General features: G+C 74.3%; 13 protein-coding genes. 4 read left to right on the top strand and 9 right to left on the bottom strand.

Annotation, left to right across the window (positions count from 1 at the left end; translation table 11 throughout):
- Nucleotides 1-7: 7 nt before the first annotated feature.
- The 3 genes from BJ989_RS03540 to BJ989_RS03530 form a co-directional block, all read right to left on the bottom strand.
- On the bottom strand, nt 8-802 hold the full coding sequence (locus BJ989_RS03540; protein ID WP_179519347.1) for a (Fe-S)-binding protein: 795 nt from the start codon (nt 800-802) through the stop codon (nt 8-10).
- A 459-nt stretch (nt 803-1261) separates the two neighbouring features.
- A complete protein-coding gene (locus tag BJ989_RS03535; RefSeq protein ID WP_179519346.1) occupies nt 1262-1720 on the bottom strand; it encodes a nucleoside deaminase in 459 nt (152 codons plus the stop codon).
- A gap of 65 nt (nt 1721-1785) precedes the next feature.
- Nucleotides 1786-2283 (bottom strand): tRNA adenosine deaminase-associated protein, encoded by a 498-nt coding sequence (locus tag BJ989_RS03530; RefSeq protein ID WP_179517021.1) that lies wholly within the window; start codon nt 2281-2283, stop codon nt 1786-1788.
- 135 nt (nt 2284-2418) lie between these two features.
- On the opposite strand from BJ989_RS03530, the gene upp reads away from it, so the two are divergent.
- A complete protein-coding gene (gene upp, locus BJ989_RS03525; RefSeq protein WP_179517020.1) occupies nt 2419-3063 on the top strand; it encodes a uracil phosphoribosyltransferase in 645 nt (214 codons plus the stop codon).
- A gap of 32 nt (nt 3064-3095) precedes the next feature.
- On the opposite strand, the gene BJ989_RS03520 is transcribed toward upp, so the two are convergent.
- The 6 genes from BJ989_RS03520 to BJ989_RS03495 form a co-directional block, all read right to left on the bottom strand.
- On the bottom strand, nt 3096-4484 hold the full coding sequence (locus tag BJ989_RS03520) for an NAD(P)(+) transhydrogenase (Re/Si-specific) subunit beta (protein WP_179517019.1): 1389 nt from the start codon (nt 4482-4484) through the stop codon (nt 3096-3098).
- 5 nt (nt 4485-4489) lie between these two features.
- Nucleotides 4490-4819 (bottom strand): proton-translocating transhydrogenase family protein, encoded by a 330-nt coding sequence (locus BJ989_RS03515; RefSeq protein ID WP_179517018.1) that lies wholly within the window; start codon nt 4817-4819, stop codon nt 4490-4492.
- Complete coding sequence (locus tag BJ989_RS03510; RefSeq protein WP_179517017.1) at nt 4816-5973, bottom strand: NAD(P) transhydrogenase subunit alpha; 1158 nt, start codon at nt 5971-5973, stop codon at nt 4816-4818. Before BJ989_RS03510 ends, BJ989_RS03515 begins: the two co-directional genes overlap by 4 nt.
- Before the next feature lie 145 nt (nt 5974-6118).
- Nucleotides 6119-6691 carry an RNA 2',3'-cyclic phosphodiesterase gene (gene thpR / locus BJ989_RS03505; protein ID WP_179517016.1) on the bottom strand — a complete coding sequence of 191 codons (573 nt, stop codon included), beginning with the start codon at nt 6689-6691 and terminating at the stop codon, nt 6119-6121.
- A gap of 106 nt (nt 6692-6797) precedes the next feature.
- The gene (locus tag BJ989_RS03500; protein WP_179517015.1) at nt 6798-7046 is read right to left on the bottom strand and encodes a hypothetical protein; all 249 of its coding nucleotides are present in this window, start codon (nt 7044-7046) and stop codon (nt 6798-6800) included.
- Between the two features lie 204 nt (nt 7047-7250).
- Nucleotides 7251-8405, bottom strand: coding sequence for an acyl-CoA dehydrogenase family protein (locus BJ989_RS03495; protein ID WP_179517014.1), 1155 nt, complete (start codon nt 8403-8405; stop codon nt 7251-7253).
- Nucleotides 8406-8614: 209 nt separating this feature from the next.
- Between BJ989_RS03495 and glgX the strand changes: the two genes are divergently transcribed.
- Genes glgX through treZ form a run of 3 tightly spaced genes read left to right on the top strand, consistent with a single transcriptional unit; the run spans nt 8615 to nt 15326 of the window.
- Entirely contained in the window at nt 8615-11029 is a 2415-nt protein-coding gene (gene glgX / locus BJ989_RS03490) for a glycogen debranching protein GlgX (protein ID WP_179519345.1), read from the top strand.
- Entirely contained in the window at nt 11026-13494 is a 2469-nt protein-coding gene (treY, locus tag BJ989_RS03485; protein ID WP_343049063.1) for a malto-oligosyltrehalose synthase, read from the top strand. Before glgX ends, treY begins: the two co-directional genes overlap by 4 nt.
- Nucleotides 13494-15326 (top strand): malto-oligosyltrehalose trehalohydrolase, encoded by a 1833-nt coding sequence (treZ, locus tag BJ989_RS03480; RefSeq protein ID WP_179517013.1) that lies wholly within the window; start codon nt 13494-13496, stop codon nt 15324-15326. Before treY ends, treZ begins: the two co-directional genes overlap by 1 nt.
- Nucleotides 15327-15387 lie beyond the last annotated feature (61 nt).

Below are 15387 nucleotides of genomic sequence, written 5' to 3'. Positions count from 1 at the left end.
GTGCCGCTCACGGCGTGCGCTCCCCCTGCAGCGGCGCCCGCCCGACGGCCGTGGCGGGCGAGGTCTGCGGCGGCTCGTCGGCCGCGTCCTCCTCCGTCGAGGCCAGCACCTCGGCGAGGTGGACCACGCGGACGCCCGCCTGCTGCCGCGACAGCACGCCACCGACGTGCACCAGGCACGAGTTGTCGCCCGCGACCAGCACCTCGGCCCCGGTGCCGCGCACGTGCCGGGCCTTGTCGGCACCCATCGCGATCGACGTGTCGCTGTTCTTCACCGCGAAGGTGCCGCCGAAGCCGCAGCACTCCGCCGCGCCCGGGAGCTCGACGAGCCGCAGCCCCCGCACGGCCTCGAGCAGCCGCCGGGGCCGGTCACCGACGCCCAGCATCCGCAGCGAGTGGCAGGTCGGGTGGTAGGTCACGGTGTGCGGGAAGTAGGCGCCGACGTCCACCACGCCGAGCACGTCGACGAGGAACTCCGACAGCTCGTAGGTCCGCGGCGCGGTCCGCTCCACCGCGGCGGCGAGCGCCGGGTCGCCCGAGCGGCGCGCGACGATCGCGTGCTGGTGGCGGGCCGACCCCGCGCACGAGCCCGACGGCGTCACGACCGCGTCGTAGCCGTCGAACGCCTCCACGAACGTGCGGACCACCGGCACCGCCTCGTCGAGGTAGCCGGTGTTGACCATCGGCTGGGCGCAGCAGGTCTGCGCCGCCGGGAAGTCGACCTCGACCCCCAGCCGCTCCAGCAGCCGCACGACCGCCTTGCCGGTCTCGGGGAACATCGCGTCGTTGACGCACGTCACCATCAGGGCGACCTTCACGCCGCACCGCCCGTCCGTCGCACCACCCCGTTCTACCCGGCGGGCGACGCGCACGGAAGGGGGCCCACGGGCGGTGCCCACGGGCGGTGCGCGGCTGAGGCCCCACCGACGGTCCCGCTCGACCGGGACCTCCGTCCCCCGTCCGGTCGTTGCGGCCACACCCGGGCCGCTGCCGCACCAGCGTCGGCGAGGCCGGCCGCCCACCCCGCGGTCGCAGACCACCGCACCCAGGAGACCCCCGTGCTCAGCCCCCCGCGGGCACGGGCTCGGTCGCCGTCGTGGCGCGCGCCGGTCGCGGCGTGGTCACGCACCGCTTCGCCGACGACCTCGACGTCGTCGGCTTCCTGCTCGGCCTCGAGGTCGGCCAGCCCGCCTCGGCCTGACGGCCTCCACCCGGCCGCCGACCGACGAGGCCGGCGCCGCGCGGCGCCGGCCCGGCGCAGGTCAGTCACCGGTCGGGTCGCGGTCGGCACGCCGGTGCTCGACGAAGAACCCCTCGAGCAGCGCGGCGGACTCCTCCGCGCGCACCCCGGCGACCACCTCGGGACGATGGTTCAGACGGCGGTCGCGCACGACGTCCCAGAGGCTGCCGACCGCGCCGGCCTTGTCGTCCCAGGCGCCGAGCACGACCCGGTCGACGCGCGCCAGCACCGCAGCTCCAGCGCACATCGTGCAGGGCTCGAGGGTCACCACCAGGGTGCAGCCGCCGAGCCGCCACTCCCCGCGCTCGCGTGCGGCCGCGCGCAGCGCGACCACCTCGGCGTGGCCGGTCGGGTCCGCCTCTGCCTCGCGGACGTTGCGCCCGCGTCCCAGCACCGCGCCGGCCCGGTCGACCACGACCGCGCCGATCGGGACGTCACCGGTCGCGAGCGCGCCCCGCGCCTCGTCGAGCGCGAGGCCCATCCACCCGTCGTACGCCGACGGTGCCGCCGGCCCCGCGGGTGCGGCGCCGACGTGGGGGCCGGCGCTCACGCGGTGGTGAGGCCGACGGCGTCGTCGAAGAGCTCGCCGAAGCCGAGGCGCCGGGCGACCTCCGAGAGCACCTCGTCGGGGTAGAGGTCGTCGTCGTCGACGAGGTCCTCGAGCAGGTCGACCAGCTCGGCGGCGGGCAGGCCCAGGTCGCTCAGCACCTCGACGTCGCCGGCCGGCTCCGGCTCGTCGTCGTCCTCGGGGTCGGGCAGGCCCAGCAGCTCGACGGCCTCCGCCGCGAGCTCCCACTCGAGCGCGGCGGTGACGTCGGAGAGGAGCAACCGGGTGCGCGGGCCGGTGACCCGGACGACGAGGAAGAAGTCCTCGTCGACCGCGACCAGGCCCACCGCCCCGCCGTCGCCCGGGAAGCGCCGCAGGCCCGAGGCGAGCGTGTCGAGGTCGGTGAGGAAGCGGTCGGCGATGTCGTCGACGACCCAGCGGCCGTCTTCGCGGTAGGCCGCGACGGCGAAGTCGATGCCGTCGGTCTGCTCGCTCACGACTGCCTCCTCCTGCGCCTGCTCGCGGTCCCGCCAGCCGGGTCCCCGCCTGTCCCGCCGTCCAGCGTGGCAGGTCGGGGGGCCCGCGCCAAGAGGGTTCTGGTCGCTCCACCCCGCGGGGCTAGGGTGCGGCCCATGCGCACCGAGGTCGTCCACCACCCGCTCGTCGCCCACAAGCTCACCACGCTGCGGGAGGCCTCGACCGACTCGCCGACCTTCCGGCGGCTGGCCGACGAGCTCGTCACGTTGCTGGCCTACGAGGCGACCCGCGAGGTGCGGGTGACCGACGTCGACATCGAGACGCCCGTGGCGGCGACGACCGGCGTACGCCTGGCCACCCCCAAGCCGCTCGTCGTGCCGATCCTGCGGGCCGGGCTCGGGATGCTCGACGGGATGATGCGGCTGCTGCCGACGGCCGAGGTGGGCTTCCTCGGGATGATCCGCAACGAGGAGACGCTGGAGGCCTCGACCTACGCCGAGCGCCTGCCCGAGGACCTCTCGGGGCGCCAGTGCTACGTGCTCGACCCGATGCTCGCCACCGGCGGCACGCTGGCCGCGGCGATCCGCTTCCTCACCGACCGCGGGGCCGACCACATCACCGCGATCTGCCTGCTCGTCGCCCCCGAGGGCTGCGAGCGCCTCGAGCGCGAGCTCGCCGACCTCGACGTGCCGGTCACCGTCGTCACCGCCGCCATGGACGAGCGGCTCAACGAGCTCGGCTACATCGTCCCCGGCCTCGGCGACGCCGGCGACCGGTTGTACGGGGTGGCGCACGGCTGAGCGGCACCGCCCGGCCGCGCTGCCGGCGGGCCTCAGAGCGCCTTGGTCGCCCCCAGCAGCTTGGTCAGCGTGGCCTTGGCGTCGCCGAAGAGCAGGGTGGTCTTGGGGTCGAAGAGCAGCTCGTTCTCGATGCCGGCGAAGCCGGGACGCATCGAGCGCTTCAGGAAGACCACCTGTCGCGCCTCGTCGACGTCGAGGATCGGCATGCCGTAGATCGGCGCACCGGGCGACGTGCGCGCGGCGGGGTTGACCACGTCGTTGGCGCCGACGACGAGCACCACGTCGGTCTGCTTGAACTCGCCGTTGACGTCGTCCATCTCGCGCAGCTGCTCGTAGGGCACCTGGGCCTCGGCCAGCAGCACGTTCATGTGGCCGGGCATCCGGCCGGCGACCGGGTGGATGGCGTAGGCGACGCGCGTGCCGCGCGCCTGCAGCACCTCGACCAGCTCGCGCAGGGTGTGCTGCGCCTGGGCCACGGCGAGGCCGTAGCCGGGCACGACGAGGACGCTGTCGGCGTAGCCGAGCAGGATGGCGACGTCCTCGGGCCCGGCCGAGCGCACCGGGCGGTCGGACGCCTCGCCCGCGCCGAGCGTGGAGCCGCCCTTCAGCGCGCCGAAGAGGATGTTCGACACCGAGCGGCCCATCGCGCCGGCCATCAGCAGGGTGAGGAAGGTGCCGGAGGCGCCGACCAGGGTGCCGGCGACGAGGAGCACGACGTTCTGCAGGACGTAGCCGCCGGCGGCGACCGTCAGGCCGGTGAAGGCGTTGAGCAGCGAGATGACGATCGGCACGTCGGCGCCGCCGACCGGCAGCACCAGCAGCACGCCGACCGCGAGGCCGAGCAGCGCGAGCCCGACGCCCAGCCAGACGCTCGCCCCCGACGCCGTCGACAGCACGACGCCCACCGCGAGCGCCGCGACGGCGGCCAGGCCGAAGACCACCGGCAGCCCCGGGAAGGTCACCGGCCGCGAGGTCATGAGCTCCTGCAGCTTGGCGAAGGTGACGACCGAGCCGGAGAAGGAGACCGAGCCGACGAGGATCGTGAACGCCGTGGCGACGAGGTAGAAGGTGGGCGCGCCGTCCTCGACGAGGTGCTCGAGCTCCAGGAGCGCCACCAGGGCGGCCGCGCCGCCGCCGACGCCGTTGAAGAGCGCGACCATCTGCGGCATCTGCGTCATCTGCACCCGGCGGGCGCCGACCGCGCCGACGAGCGAGCCGAGCGCGACCGCGCCCAGGATCAGCCCGACGTGGTCGAGGTCGAGGTGGAGGAAGGGGACCGCGCAGGCCACCGCGGCCGCGGCGGCGCCGAGCAGGTTGCCGGCGCGGGCGGTGCGCGGGCCTGCCAGCCCCTTGAGCGCGAGGATGAAGGCGACGGCGCAGCCGAGGTAGACCAGCTGCACCCAGGTGGGCACGGTGCTCACGTCGCTCACCGGCCGGCGCCGTCGGACCCGGCCGGCTGCCCCTTCGCTGGCTTGCGGCGCTGGAACATCCGCAGCATCCGGTCGGTCACGACGAAGCCGCCGACGACGTTGACGGAGGCGAGCACGACGGCGACGAGGCCGACGACCAGGGCGAGCCCCGAGTCGGCGGTGCCGGTCACCAGGACCGCGCCGAGCAGGATGATGCCGTGGATGGCGTTGGCGCCGGACATGAGCGGGGTGTGCAGGGTCGAGGAGACCTTCGAGATCACCTCGACGCCGACGAAGACGCTGAGCACGAAGATCGTCAGCCAGACGACCGCGGGGTCGAGGGTCACGGCAGGGCACCTCCGGCAGGTCCTTCGAGGGCGACCCGGGTCGGGTCGTGGACGATCGCGCCGTCGCGGGTGACGCACGACGCGGCGACGATCTCGTCGCCCCAGTCCGGCAGGAACGTGCCGGGCGGCGCGTCCTCGCCGGCGGCGGTCATGAGGGCGACGAGGTTGACGAGGTTCTGGGCGTAGAGCCGCGAGGCGGGCGCCGGCATCTGCGCGGGCACGTTGCGCCCGCCCCACAGGGTGGCGCCGCCCACGCGCACCACCTCGCCGGGCACCGAGCCCTCGACGTTGCCGCCGGACTCCGCGGCCAGGTCGACCACGACCGAGCCGGGCCGCATGCGCTCGACCATGGCGGCGGTCACCAGCACCGGCGCGGTGCGGCCCGGCACCGCCGCGGTGGTGATGAGCGCGTCGGCCGAGGCGATGTGGGGGGCGAGCAGCTCGCGCTGGCGCGCCGCCCGCTCCTCGCTCATCTCGCGGGCGTAGCCCCCGGCGCCCTCGAGCGTCTCGAGGTCCAGCTCGATCGCCTGGGCCCCCAGCGACCGGATCTCCTCGGCGGCGGCCGCGCGCACGTCGTACGCCTTGACGACGGCGCCGAGCCGGCGCGCGGTGGCGATGGCCTGCAGGCCCGCGACGCCCGCACCGAGCACGACCACCTCGGCGGGCGGCACCGTGCCGGCGGCGGTCATGTTGAGCGGGAAGAAGCGGCGCAGCATGCCGGCGGCGACGATCGCGCAGCGGTAGCCCGAGACGAGCGACTGCGAGGAGAGCGCGTCCATCGACTGCGCGCGGCTGATCCGCGGCACCAGCTCGACCGCGAAGGAGGTGATCGCCAGGTCGCGCAGGTCGCGTACCACCTCGGGCACCTGCGCGGTCGGCAGGAAGGAGATCGTCGCCGCACCGCGGCGCAGCCGGCGCACCTGGTCGACGCCGAGCGGCTGCACCGCCAGCACGACGTCGGCGTCGTCGAGCGCGCGGTCGTCGACCTGCGCGCCCGCGGTCGTGTAGTCGGCGTCGGTCGCGCCCGCGCTCAGGCCGGCCCCGGGCTCGACCAGCACCTCGTAGCCCAGGGCGGTCAGCTTGCCCACCAGCTCGGGCACCATGGCGACGCGGGCCTCGGCCTCGCGGGTCTCGCGGACGACGGCGATCCTCATGCGGTGCTCCCTGCAGTGCCTCCAGCGCGCGGCCTCACGCCGCTGAACCTAGGGCACCGAGCGGGCGCGCGACAGGCACCGCGCGGTGCGGGGTCGGCGCAGGTCTGGCGGGGTCCTGCGGGGTCGGGTGCGGGTGAGACGCGGGTCAGGCGCCGACGGGCAGCCGGGCCAGCTGCTCGTGGCGCGGGCGCCCGCCCGGGCCCTCCCCGAGGTGGGACGCCACCACCGCGACCTGGTCGGCGTGCCAGCGCGGCCCGACGTAGGCGTCGAGCAGCTGCACCCACCGCGTGATCTCGCGCGGCCGGCCGAGCCGCGCCACGGTCAGGTGCGGGCGGAAGCGGGCGCCGTCGACCGGCGCGCCGGCCCGCGCCACGGCCGTGCGGACGCCGGCCGCGAGCGCATCGACCTCCGCCGCGTCGTCGGGCGCCAGGTCGAGGCCCGCCCACAGCACCTTCGCGCGGCCGACGTCGGGGAAGGCCCCGCCACCGGCGACCCGGGTCGGCACGGGGCGACGGCGCGCCGCGGCGGCGGCCACCCCCTCGAGCAGGTCGTCGAGGCGGCGCTCCTCGAGCTCCGCGGCGAAGGCGAGCGTCACGTGCAGCTGCTCCACCAGTGACCACCGCAGCCCCGGCGGCGCGGCCTCGCGCCGCGGCTCCAGGAAGTCGGCGAGGTGCTCCACCGCCTCCTCGGGCGGCCTCAGGGCGACGAAGACGCGCACGGCGGCGACCCTACGACGTACGCCGGGGGTTGCGGTGCAGGTGCTGGTGCGGGTCGGCAGGGGTGCCGCGGGACGGCGGCCGGTCGGCGGCGGGTCGGAGGCGGGCTCAGGGGTCGTCGCGGACCGGGCGCAGCATGCCGTGGCGCGTGCGCACGGTGCCGTCGGCGTCGCGGTAGATCAGCTCGGCGGCGCGCTGGCGCTCGTCCTCGTCGTCGAACTGGTCGAGCACGTCGGCGACCTCCTCGCTCGCGCGCCACACCTCCAGCGCGAAGGGCGAGGCGTCGGGCCCGGGGTGCGGCCGGCGCCCGGGCGCGGGGCCGCGCGGTCCCGTGCCGCGGTCCTGCTCGTCGTCCACGCGCTCATCGTGCCGGACCCCGCCGCGCCGCACAGCCGAATGCACCAAAGGGGCTGCTGGGGCGGGCGGGGGCCCTGGGACGGGGCCGCGTCGCGCGCCCCGGCGTACTGGGGGGGCAAGTCCTGCACTTGTGGCCCGAGTTGTCGGGCCACAAGTGCAGGAGTCACCGGTCAGCCGGGGACTCCGACACCCCGCAGACGCGCCTCAGAGGCCGAGGTCGCGGCCGATGAGCTCCTTCATGATCTCGTTGGAGCCGGCCCAGATCTTCGAGACGCGGGCGTCGCGCCAGGCGCGGGCGACGCGGTACTCGTTCATGAAGCCGTAGCCGCCGTGCAGCTGCACGCAGTGGTCGAGGATCTCGTTCTGCACCTGCGAGGTCCACCACTTGGCCTTGGCGGCGTCGGTGGGGGTGAGGTCGCCGGCGGAGTGCGCGAGCACGCACTGGTCGACGTAGGCCTGGGTGACGTCGACCTGGGTGAACAGCTCGGCGAGCAGGAACTTGTTGTGCTGGAAGGAGCCCACGCCCTGGCCGAAGGCCTTGCGGTCCTTGGTGTACTGCAGCGTCTCGACCAGGATCTGCTTGGCGTGCGCCAGGTTGGAGATCGCGCAGCCCAGGCGCTCCTGCGGGAGGTTCTGCATCATGTGGATGAAGCCGTTGTCGAGCTCGCCCACGACGTCGGCGTCGGTGACGCGGACGTCCTCGAAGAACAGCTCGGCGGTGTCGGACTCGTCCTGACCGACCTTGTCGAGCTTGCGACCGCGGCTGAAGCCCGGCTTGTCGGTCTCGATGCCGAAGAGCGTGATGCCGCGCGCGCCCTTCTCGGGGCTGGTGCGGACCGCGGTGACCACCAGGTCGGCGGAGTAGCCGTTGGTGATGAAGGTCTTCGAGCCGTTGACGACCCAGTCGTCGCCGTCGCGCACCGCGGTCGTCTTGAGCGCCGCCAGGTCGGAGCCGCCGGAGGGCTCGGTCATGCCGATCGCGCAGAGCGTCTCGCCCGAGGCGACACCGGGCAGCCAGCGCTGGCGCTGCTCCTCGGTGGTGAGCTCGACGAGGTAGGGCGCGACGATGTCGGCGTGGATGCCGACGCACGACGACAGCGCGGCGTTGACGAAGGACAGCTCCTCCATCAGCACGGCGTTGAACCGGTAGTCGCCGCCCTGGAGGTCCTTGGCGCCGCCGAACTCGTCGGGGACCTCGAGACCGAGGAAGCCCTGCTTGCCGGCCTCGAGCCAGAAGTCGCGGGGCAGCGACTTGTCGGCCGCGTGCTGCTCGACGTGGGGGACGACCGACCGCTCGAGGAACTCGCGCACGGAGGCGCGGAAGGCCTCGTGGTCCTCGGTGTAGATGGTGCGCTTCATGCCGGCCATCGTACGCCGTCGCTACCGGCGGGTAACGCGCATGCGGGTGGGTACTGGGCCGGGGTCGTCGGACAAGATGACTTGAACGATCCAATGAGCAGCGCACCGGGCACCGGGACGCGCCGTACGACGCACCAGGAGACACCGTGCCCCAGAGCAGCCCCCGCGCCCGCACCACCGCCGCCGCCCGCGGGAGCGCGCGCGACCGGGTGGTCGGCGCCGACGGCCGGCCGGAGGTGTGGCCCGGCTCGGCCTACCCCCTCGGCGCCACCTACGACGGCAGCGGCACCAACTTCGCCCTCTTCAGCGAGGTCGCCGACCGCGTCGAGCTGTGCCTCTTCGACCAGCAGCCCAAGGGCAGCCGGAAGAAGGGCCTGGTCGAGACCCGGGTCGAGCTCACCGAGGTCGACGCGCACGTGTGGCACTGCTACCTGCCGGGCGTGCAGCCCGGCCAGCGCTACGGCTACCGCGTGCACGGCCCCTGGGACCCGGCGCAGGGCCTGCGCTGCAATCCCCAGAAGCTGCTCCTCGACCCCTACGCGAAGGCCACGAGCGGCGAGATCGACTGGCACCCCAGCCTCTTCGCCTACGACTTCGGCGACCCCGACAGCCGCAACGACCAGGACTCCGCCGCCCACATGACCCTCGGCGTCGTCATCAACCCGTTCTTCGACTGGGAGGGCGACCGCCCGCCCTACGTGCCCTACGCCGACTCCGTGATCTACGAGGCGCACGTCAAGGGCCTCACCCAGCTGCACCCCGACGTGCCCGAGGAGATGCGCGGCACCTACGCCGCCCTCGCGCTGCCGGCCATCACCGACCACCTGCAGAAGCTCGGCGTCACGGCGATCGAGCTCATGCCCGTGCACCAGTTCGTGCAGGACAACACCCTGCTCGAGAAGGGCCTGCGCAACTACTGGGGTTACAACACCCTCGGCTTCTTCGCCCCGCACGCCTCCTACGCCGCGACCTCCGAGCCGGGCCAGCAGGTGCAGGAGTTCAAGTCGATGGTCAAGGCGATGCACGCCGCGGGCATCGAGGTCATCCTCGACGTCGTCTACAACCACACCGCCGAGGGCAACCACCTCGGCCCGACCCTGTCGTTCAAGGGCATCGACAACCCGGCGTACTACCGCCTCGTCGAGGACGACCAGCAGTACTACATGGACTACACCGGCACCGGCAACAGCCTCAACGTGCGCCACCCGCACTCGCTGCAGCTGATCATGGACTCGCTGCGCTACTGGGTGACCGAGATGCACGTCGACGGCTTCCGCTTCGACCTCGCCGCCGCGCTCGCCCGCGAGTTCTACGACGTCGACCGGCTCGCCACCTTCTTCGAGCTCGTGCAGCAGGACCCGGTCGTCAGCCAGGTCAAGCTGATCGCCGAGCCGTGGGACGTCGGCCCCGGCGGCTACCAGGTCGGCGGCTTCCCGCCGCAGTGGACCGAGTGGAACGGCGCCTACCGCGACACGGTGCGCGACTTCTGGCGCGGCGAGCCCAGCCTCGGCGAGTTCGCCAGCCGCCTGGCCGGCTCCTCCGACCTCTACGAGCACTCCGGTCGCCGGCCCTTCGCGAGCATCAACTTCGTCACCGCCCACGACGGCTTCACGCTGCGCGACCTCGTGTCCTACAACGAGAAGCACAACGACGCCAACGGCGAGGACGGCAACGACGGCGAGAGCCACAATCGCTCGTGGAACCACGGCGTCGAGGGTCCGACCGACGACCCCGAGGTGCTCACGATGCGCGCGCGCCAGCAGCGCAACTTCCTCACCACGCTGCTGCTCAGCCAGGGCGTGCCGATGCTGCTGCACGGCGACGAGCTGGGCCGCACCCAGCTCGGCAACAACAACACCTACGCCCAGGACTCCGAGATCAGCTGGGTCCACTGGGACCGCGCCGACGCGCCGCTGCTCGAGTTCGCCGCCGAGGTCGCGCGGCTGCGCCACGAGCACCCGACCTTCCGCCGTCGCCGCTTCTTCTCCGGCGGTGTCGTCGAGACCGCCGACGGCGAGCAGGTGCGCGACACCGTCTGGCTGCGCGGCGACGGGCAGCCGATGGAGGACGCCGACTGGGACCGCCCGCCGCACGAGGGCGGCTCGCAGCTGATCGGCATGTTCCTGAACGGCGACGGCATCGCCGGGGTCGACCCGCGCGGCCAGCGCATCAGCGACGACCACTTCCTGCTGTGGCTCAACGCCGACGGCGACACCGAGGTCGTGCTCCCCTCCGCCGAGTACGCCGAGTCGTGGGACGTCGTCGTCGACACCGCCGGCCGCCCCGCCGACCACGAGGAGTACGCCGCCGGCGCGACCGTGCCGCTCCCGAGCCGGTCGATGCTCGTGCTGCGCCAGCACCGCGAGGCCGAGCCCGAGGTCGACACCTCGGTCGCGGCCTCGCTCGCGGTGCTCGCCAAGACCACGCGAGGCGAGCAGCAGGCCGTCGACGACGCGATCGCCCGCGCCGAAGAGCGCGCGGAGGAGCACGACGGCATGGACGCCGACGGCGAGGGCAGCGGCGAGGCCGACGACGGGGCCGACGACGGGGCCGACGGCGGGAGCAGCGACGAGGTGCCGGCCGAGGCCGACACCCAGCAGCCCGAGGAGGGGACGCAGGCGTGAGCGACGAGACCGGCGCCGCCCCGCGGCGTACCCGTCAGGTGCCGGCCCGGGTGCCGACCAGCACCTACCGGCTGCAGGTGACGCCCGCGCAGGACCTCTTCCGCTGCGCGGAGGTGCTGCCCTACCTGCGCGACCTGGGCGCCGACTGGGTCTACCTGTCCCCGATCCTGGCCTCGGAGCCGGGCAGCGACCACGGCTACGACGTCGTGGCCCACGACCACGTCGACGAGGAGCGCGGCGGCGAGGCCGGCCTGGCCGCGCTCGCGGCGACGGCACGTGAGCTCGGCCTCGGCGTGCTCGTCGACATCGTCCCCAACCACGTCGGCGTCGCGACCCCGGTCGAGGATCCGTGGTGGTGGGACGTGCTCAAGCACGGCCGCGATGCCGAGCACGCCGCCGCCTTCGACGTCGACTGGTCGGCCGGGGACGGCCGGCTGCGCATCCCGGTCGTCGGCGACCACGACCTGCCGCAGGACGCCCACGGCGCCGGCGCGACCATCGGCCACCTGGCCGTGGTCGTCGACGACGAGTCGGGCGAGCCCGAGCTGCGCTACCACGACCACCGCTTCCCGGTCGCGCCCGGCACCGCCGACGACCTCGGCGAGCCGCTGCCCGAGGGCACGGCCGAGCCGGGCGCCGTCGTGGACGCCGACACCGTCCACGACCGCCAGCACTACGAGCTGGTCAACTGGCACGACGCCGACGACGACCTCAACTACCGCCGGTTCTTCGCCGTCAACACCCTCGCGGCCCTGCGCGTCGAGGACCCGGAGGTCTTCCGCGACACGCACCGCGAGATCGGCCGCTGGATCAGCGAGGGCCTGGTCGACGGGCTGCGCGTCGACCACCCCGACGGCCTGCGCGACCCGAAGGGCTACCTCGACGACCTCGCCGAGCTGACCGGCGGCGCCTACGTGCTGGTCGAGAAGATCCTCGAGCCCGGCGAGCACCTGCCGGTCTCCTGGGCCTGCGAGGGCACGACCGGCTACGACGCCCTCGGCCTCCTCGACCGCGTGCTGGTCGACCCCGCCGGCGAGGAGCCGCTCGACGCCCTCGAGACCCGGCTGCGCGGCGGCCCGGTCGACTGGCCGGAGATGGTCCACGACCTCAAGCGGGAGGTCACCGACGGCATCCTGCACGCCGAGGTGCGCCGCATCGGCCGCGAGCTGCGCCGCCACCTGCCGACCCTGCCGGCCCACCGGGTCGAGGACGTCGTCGCCGAGCTGCTCGCCTGCTTCCCGGTCTACCGCTCCTACCTGCCCGAGGGCCGCGACCACCTCGAGGAGGCGGTCGCCGAGGCCCGCCACCGCCGCCCCGACCTCGCGGCGACCTTCGACCAGGTCGTGCCGTGGCTCACCGACCCCGACGCGGCCGCCGCGAAGCGCTTCCAGCAGACCTCCGGCATGGTGATGGCCAAGGGCGTCGAGGACTGCTCCTTCTACCGCTGGTCGCGCCTGACCTCGCTCACCGAGGTCGGCGCCGACCCGGCCGACTTCGCCGTGTCGGTCGACGAGCTGCACGCCGCGCTCACCGCGCGGCAGCGCGACTGGCCGCACGCGATGACGACCACCTCGACCCACGACACCAAGCGCGGCGAGGACACCCGCGCGCGCATCTCGGTGCTCGCGGAGGTGCCGGACGTGTGGGCCGTCGCGCTCGACCGGCTGCAGGAGCGGGCGCCCGTGCCCGACCCGGGCTTCGGCTCGCTGCTGTGGCAGGCCGCGGTCGGCGCCTGGCCGGTGAGCCGCGAGCGGCTGCACGCCTACGCCGAGAAGGCGATGCGCGAGGCCGGCGCGCACACCCGTTGGACCGAGCCCGACGAGGCGTTCGAGGGTGCGGTGCACGCGGCCGTCGACGCGGCGTACGACGACGAGGCGGTCGCCGCGGAGGTCGCGGCCCTGGCGAGGCGCCTCGCCGGGCCGGGCTGGGTCAACTCGCTCTCGCTCAAGCTGCTGGCCCTGACGGCACCGGGCGTGCCCGACGTCTACCAGGGCTCGGAGCTGTGGGAGCAGAGCCTGGTCGACCCCGACAACCGCCGGCCGGTCGACTTCGAGGCGCGGCGCGCGCTGCTCGACCGGGTCGCCGACGGCTGGGTGCCGCCGCTGACCACGGGCGACGACGCCCTCGACGACGACGGTGCCGCCAAGCTCGCGGTGGTCCGCGCCGCGCTGCGGCTGCGCCGCGACCGGCCCGAGCTGTTCACCGACTACACCCCGGTCGCGGCCCAGGGCGAGGCCACCGACCACGTCGTCGCCTTCGACCGCGGCGGCGCCGTCGCCGTCGCGACCCGGCTGCCGGTCGGCCTGGCGCGCCGCGGCGGGTGGGGCGACACCTCGCTCGACCTGCCGGAGGGTGCCTGGGTCGACGAGGTGACCGGTCGCCGGCTCGCGGCCGGCCCCGGCGGCGTACCCCTGGCCGAGCTGCTCGCCGACCTGCCCGTCGCCCTGCTGAGGAGGGACTCCTGATGCACAGCACGTCCGCCACCCACGGCCCCTACGATGTGTGGGCGCCGCGCCCCGAGCGGGTGCGGCTGCTCGTCGACGGGCGGGCCGTCGACATGCGCAAGGGCGACGACGACTGGTGGACGCCGGTCGGCGACGTGCCCGACCCGGCGGGCCCGTCCGGCGACGGGGTGGCCTACGGCTTCCTGCTCGACGACGACCCCGACCCCCGGCCCGACCCGCGCTCGCGCCGCCAGCCCGACGGGGTGCACGGGCTGTCGCGCACCTACGACCCGGCCGCCTTCGCGTGGACCGACGACGACTGGACGGGCCGCCAGCTCGCCGGGTCGGTGGTCTACGAGCTGCACGTCGGCACCTTCACGCCGGAGGGCACCTTCGACGCGGCGGTCGAGCGTCTCGACCACCTGGTCGAGCTCGGCGTCGACCTGGTCGAGCTGCTGCCGGTCAACTCCTTCAACGGCACCCACAACTGGGGCTACGACGGGGTCGGCTGGTTCGCGGTGAGCGAGACCTACGGTGGCCCGGCGGGTTACCAGCGCTTCGTCGACGCCTGCCACCGTGCCGGCCTGGGCGTGGTGCAGGACGTCGTGCACAACCACCTCGGTCCCTCCGGCAACTACCTCCCGCTCTTCGGTCCCTACCTCAAGGACGGCCGCAACACCTGGGGCGACCTGGTCAACCTCGACGGGCCCGGCTCGGCCGAGGTGCGCAGGCTCGTCCTCGACGACGTCCGGATGTACCTCGAGGACCTCCACGTCGACGGTCTCCGCCTCGACGCCGTGCACGCGCTGCAGGACTCCTCGATCACCCACCTGCTGGAGGAGATGGGGGTCGAGGTCGCGGCGCTGTCGGCGCGGCTGCGCCGCCCGCTCACGCTCATCGCGGAGTCCGACCTCAACGACGCGCGCATGGTCACCCCGCGCGAGGCCGGCGGCCGCGGGCTCGACGCGCAGTGGAGCGACGACTTCCACCACGCCGTCCACGTCGCGCTGACGGGCGAGACCACCGGCTACTACGCCGACTTCGAGCCGCTCGCCGCGCTGGCCAAGGTGTGCGAGCGCGGCTTCTTCCACGACGGCACCTGGTCGTCCTTCCGCGGTCGGCGCCACGGCCGCCCGGTCGACACCGCGGCGATGCCGACGTGGCGCCTCGTGGTCTGCTCGCAGAACCACGACCAGGTCGGCAACCGCGCCCGCGGCGACCGGCTCACCGAGCACCTCGACGACGACCAGCTCGTGACGGCGGCCGTGCTGACGCTGCTCGGGCCCTTCACCCCCATGCTCTTCCAGGGCGAGGAGTGGGCGGCGTCCTCGCCGTTCCAGTTCTTCACCTCCCACCCCGAGCCCGAGCTCGGCACCGCGACGGCCGAGGGCCGGATCGCGGAGTTCGCGGAGATGGGGTGGGACCCCGCGACGGTGCCCGACCCGCAGGACCCCGCGACCTTCACCCGCTCGAAGCTCGACTGGAGCGAGCTCGAGGGCGGGCGCCACGCGGTCGTGCTCGACGCCTACCGCCAGCTCACCACGCTGCGGCGCACGCTGCCCGCGGTCACCGACCCGGCCTTCGGCGCCACCGCGTGCACGGCCGACGAGGAGACCCGCGTCTTCACCATGCGGCGCGGGCACGACCACGACGAGCTGCTGGTCGCCGTGAACTTCTCCGACGCCCCCCGCGAGGTCGCGGTCGAGGGCGACCGGGTCGTGGTCTTCGCGGGCCCCTCGGGCGCGACGCTGGCCGAGGGCGAGGGCGAGGGCGGAGGCGGAGGCGCCGGCACGCTCTCGCTCCCCCCGCACGCCTGCGCCGTGCTGGCCCGCACCGCCCCGGACCGCATGTAACGCGCCGTTGGAAGCACCACCCACCCCCGTCGACGGGGTAGGTGGTGCTCCTGACGGCGCG

It is taken from the genome of Nocardioides perillae (genome assembly GCF_013409425.1).
Taxonomy (GTDB): domain Bacteria; phylum Actinomycetota; class Actinomycetes; order Propionibacteriales; family Nocardioidaceae; genus Nocardioides; species Nocardioides perillae.
The sequence above is the reverse complement of the archived record's forward strand: the minus strand, read 5'-3'. Positions and strand labels throughout refer to the sequence as shown.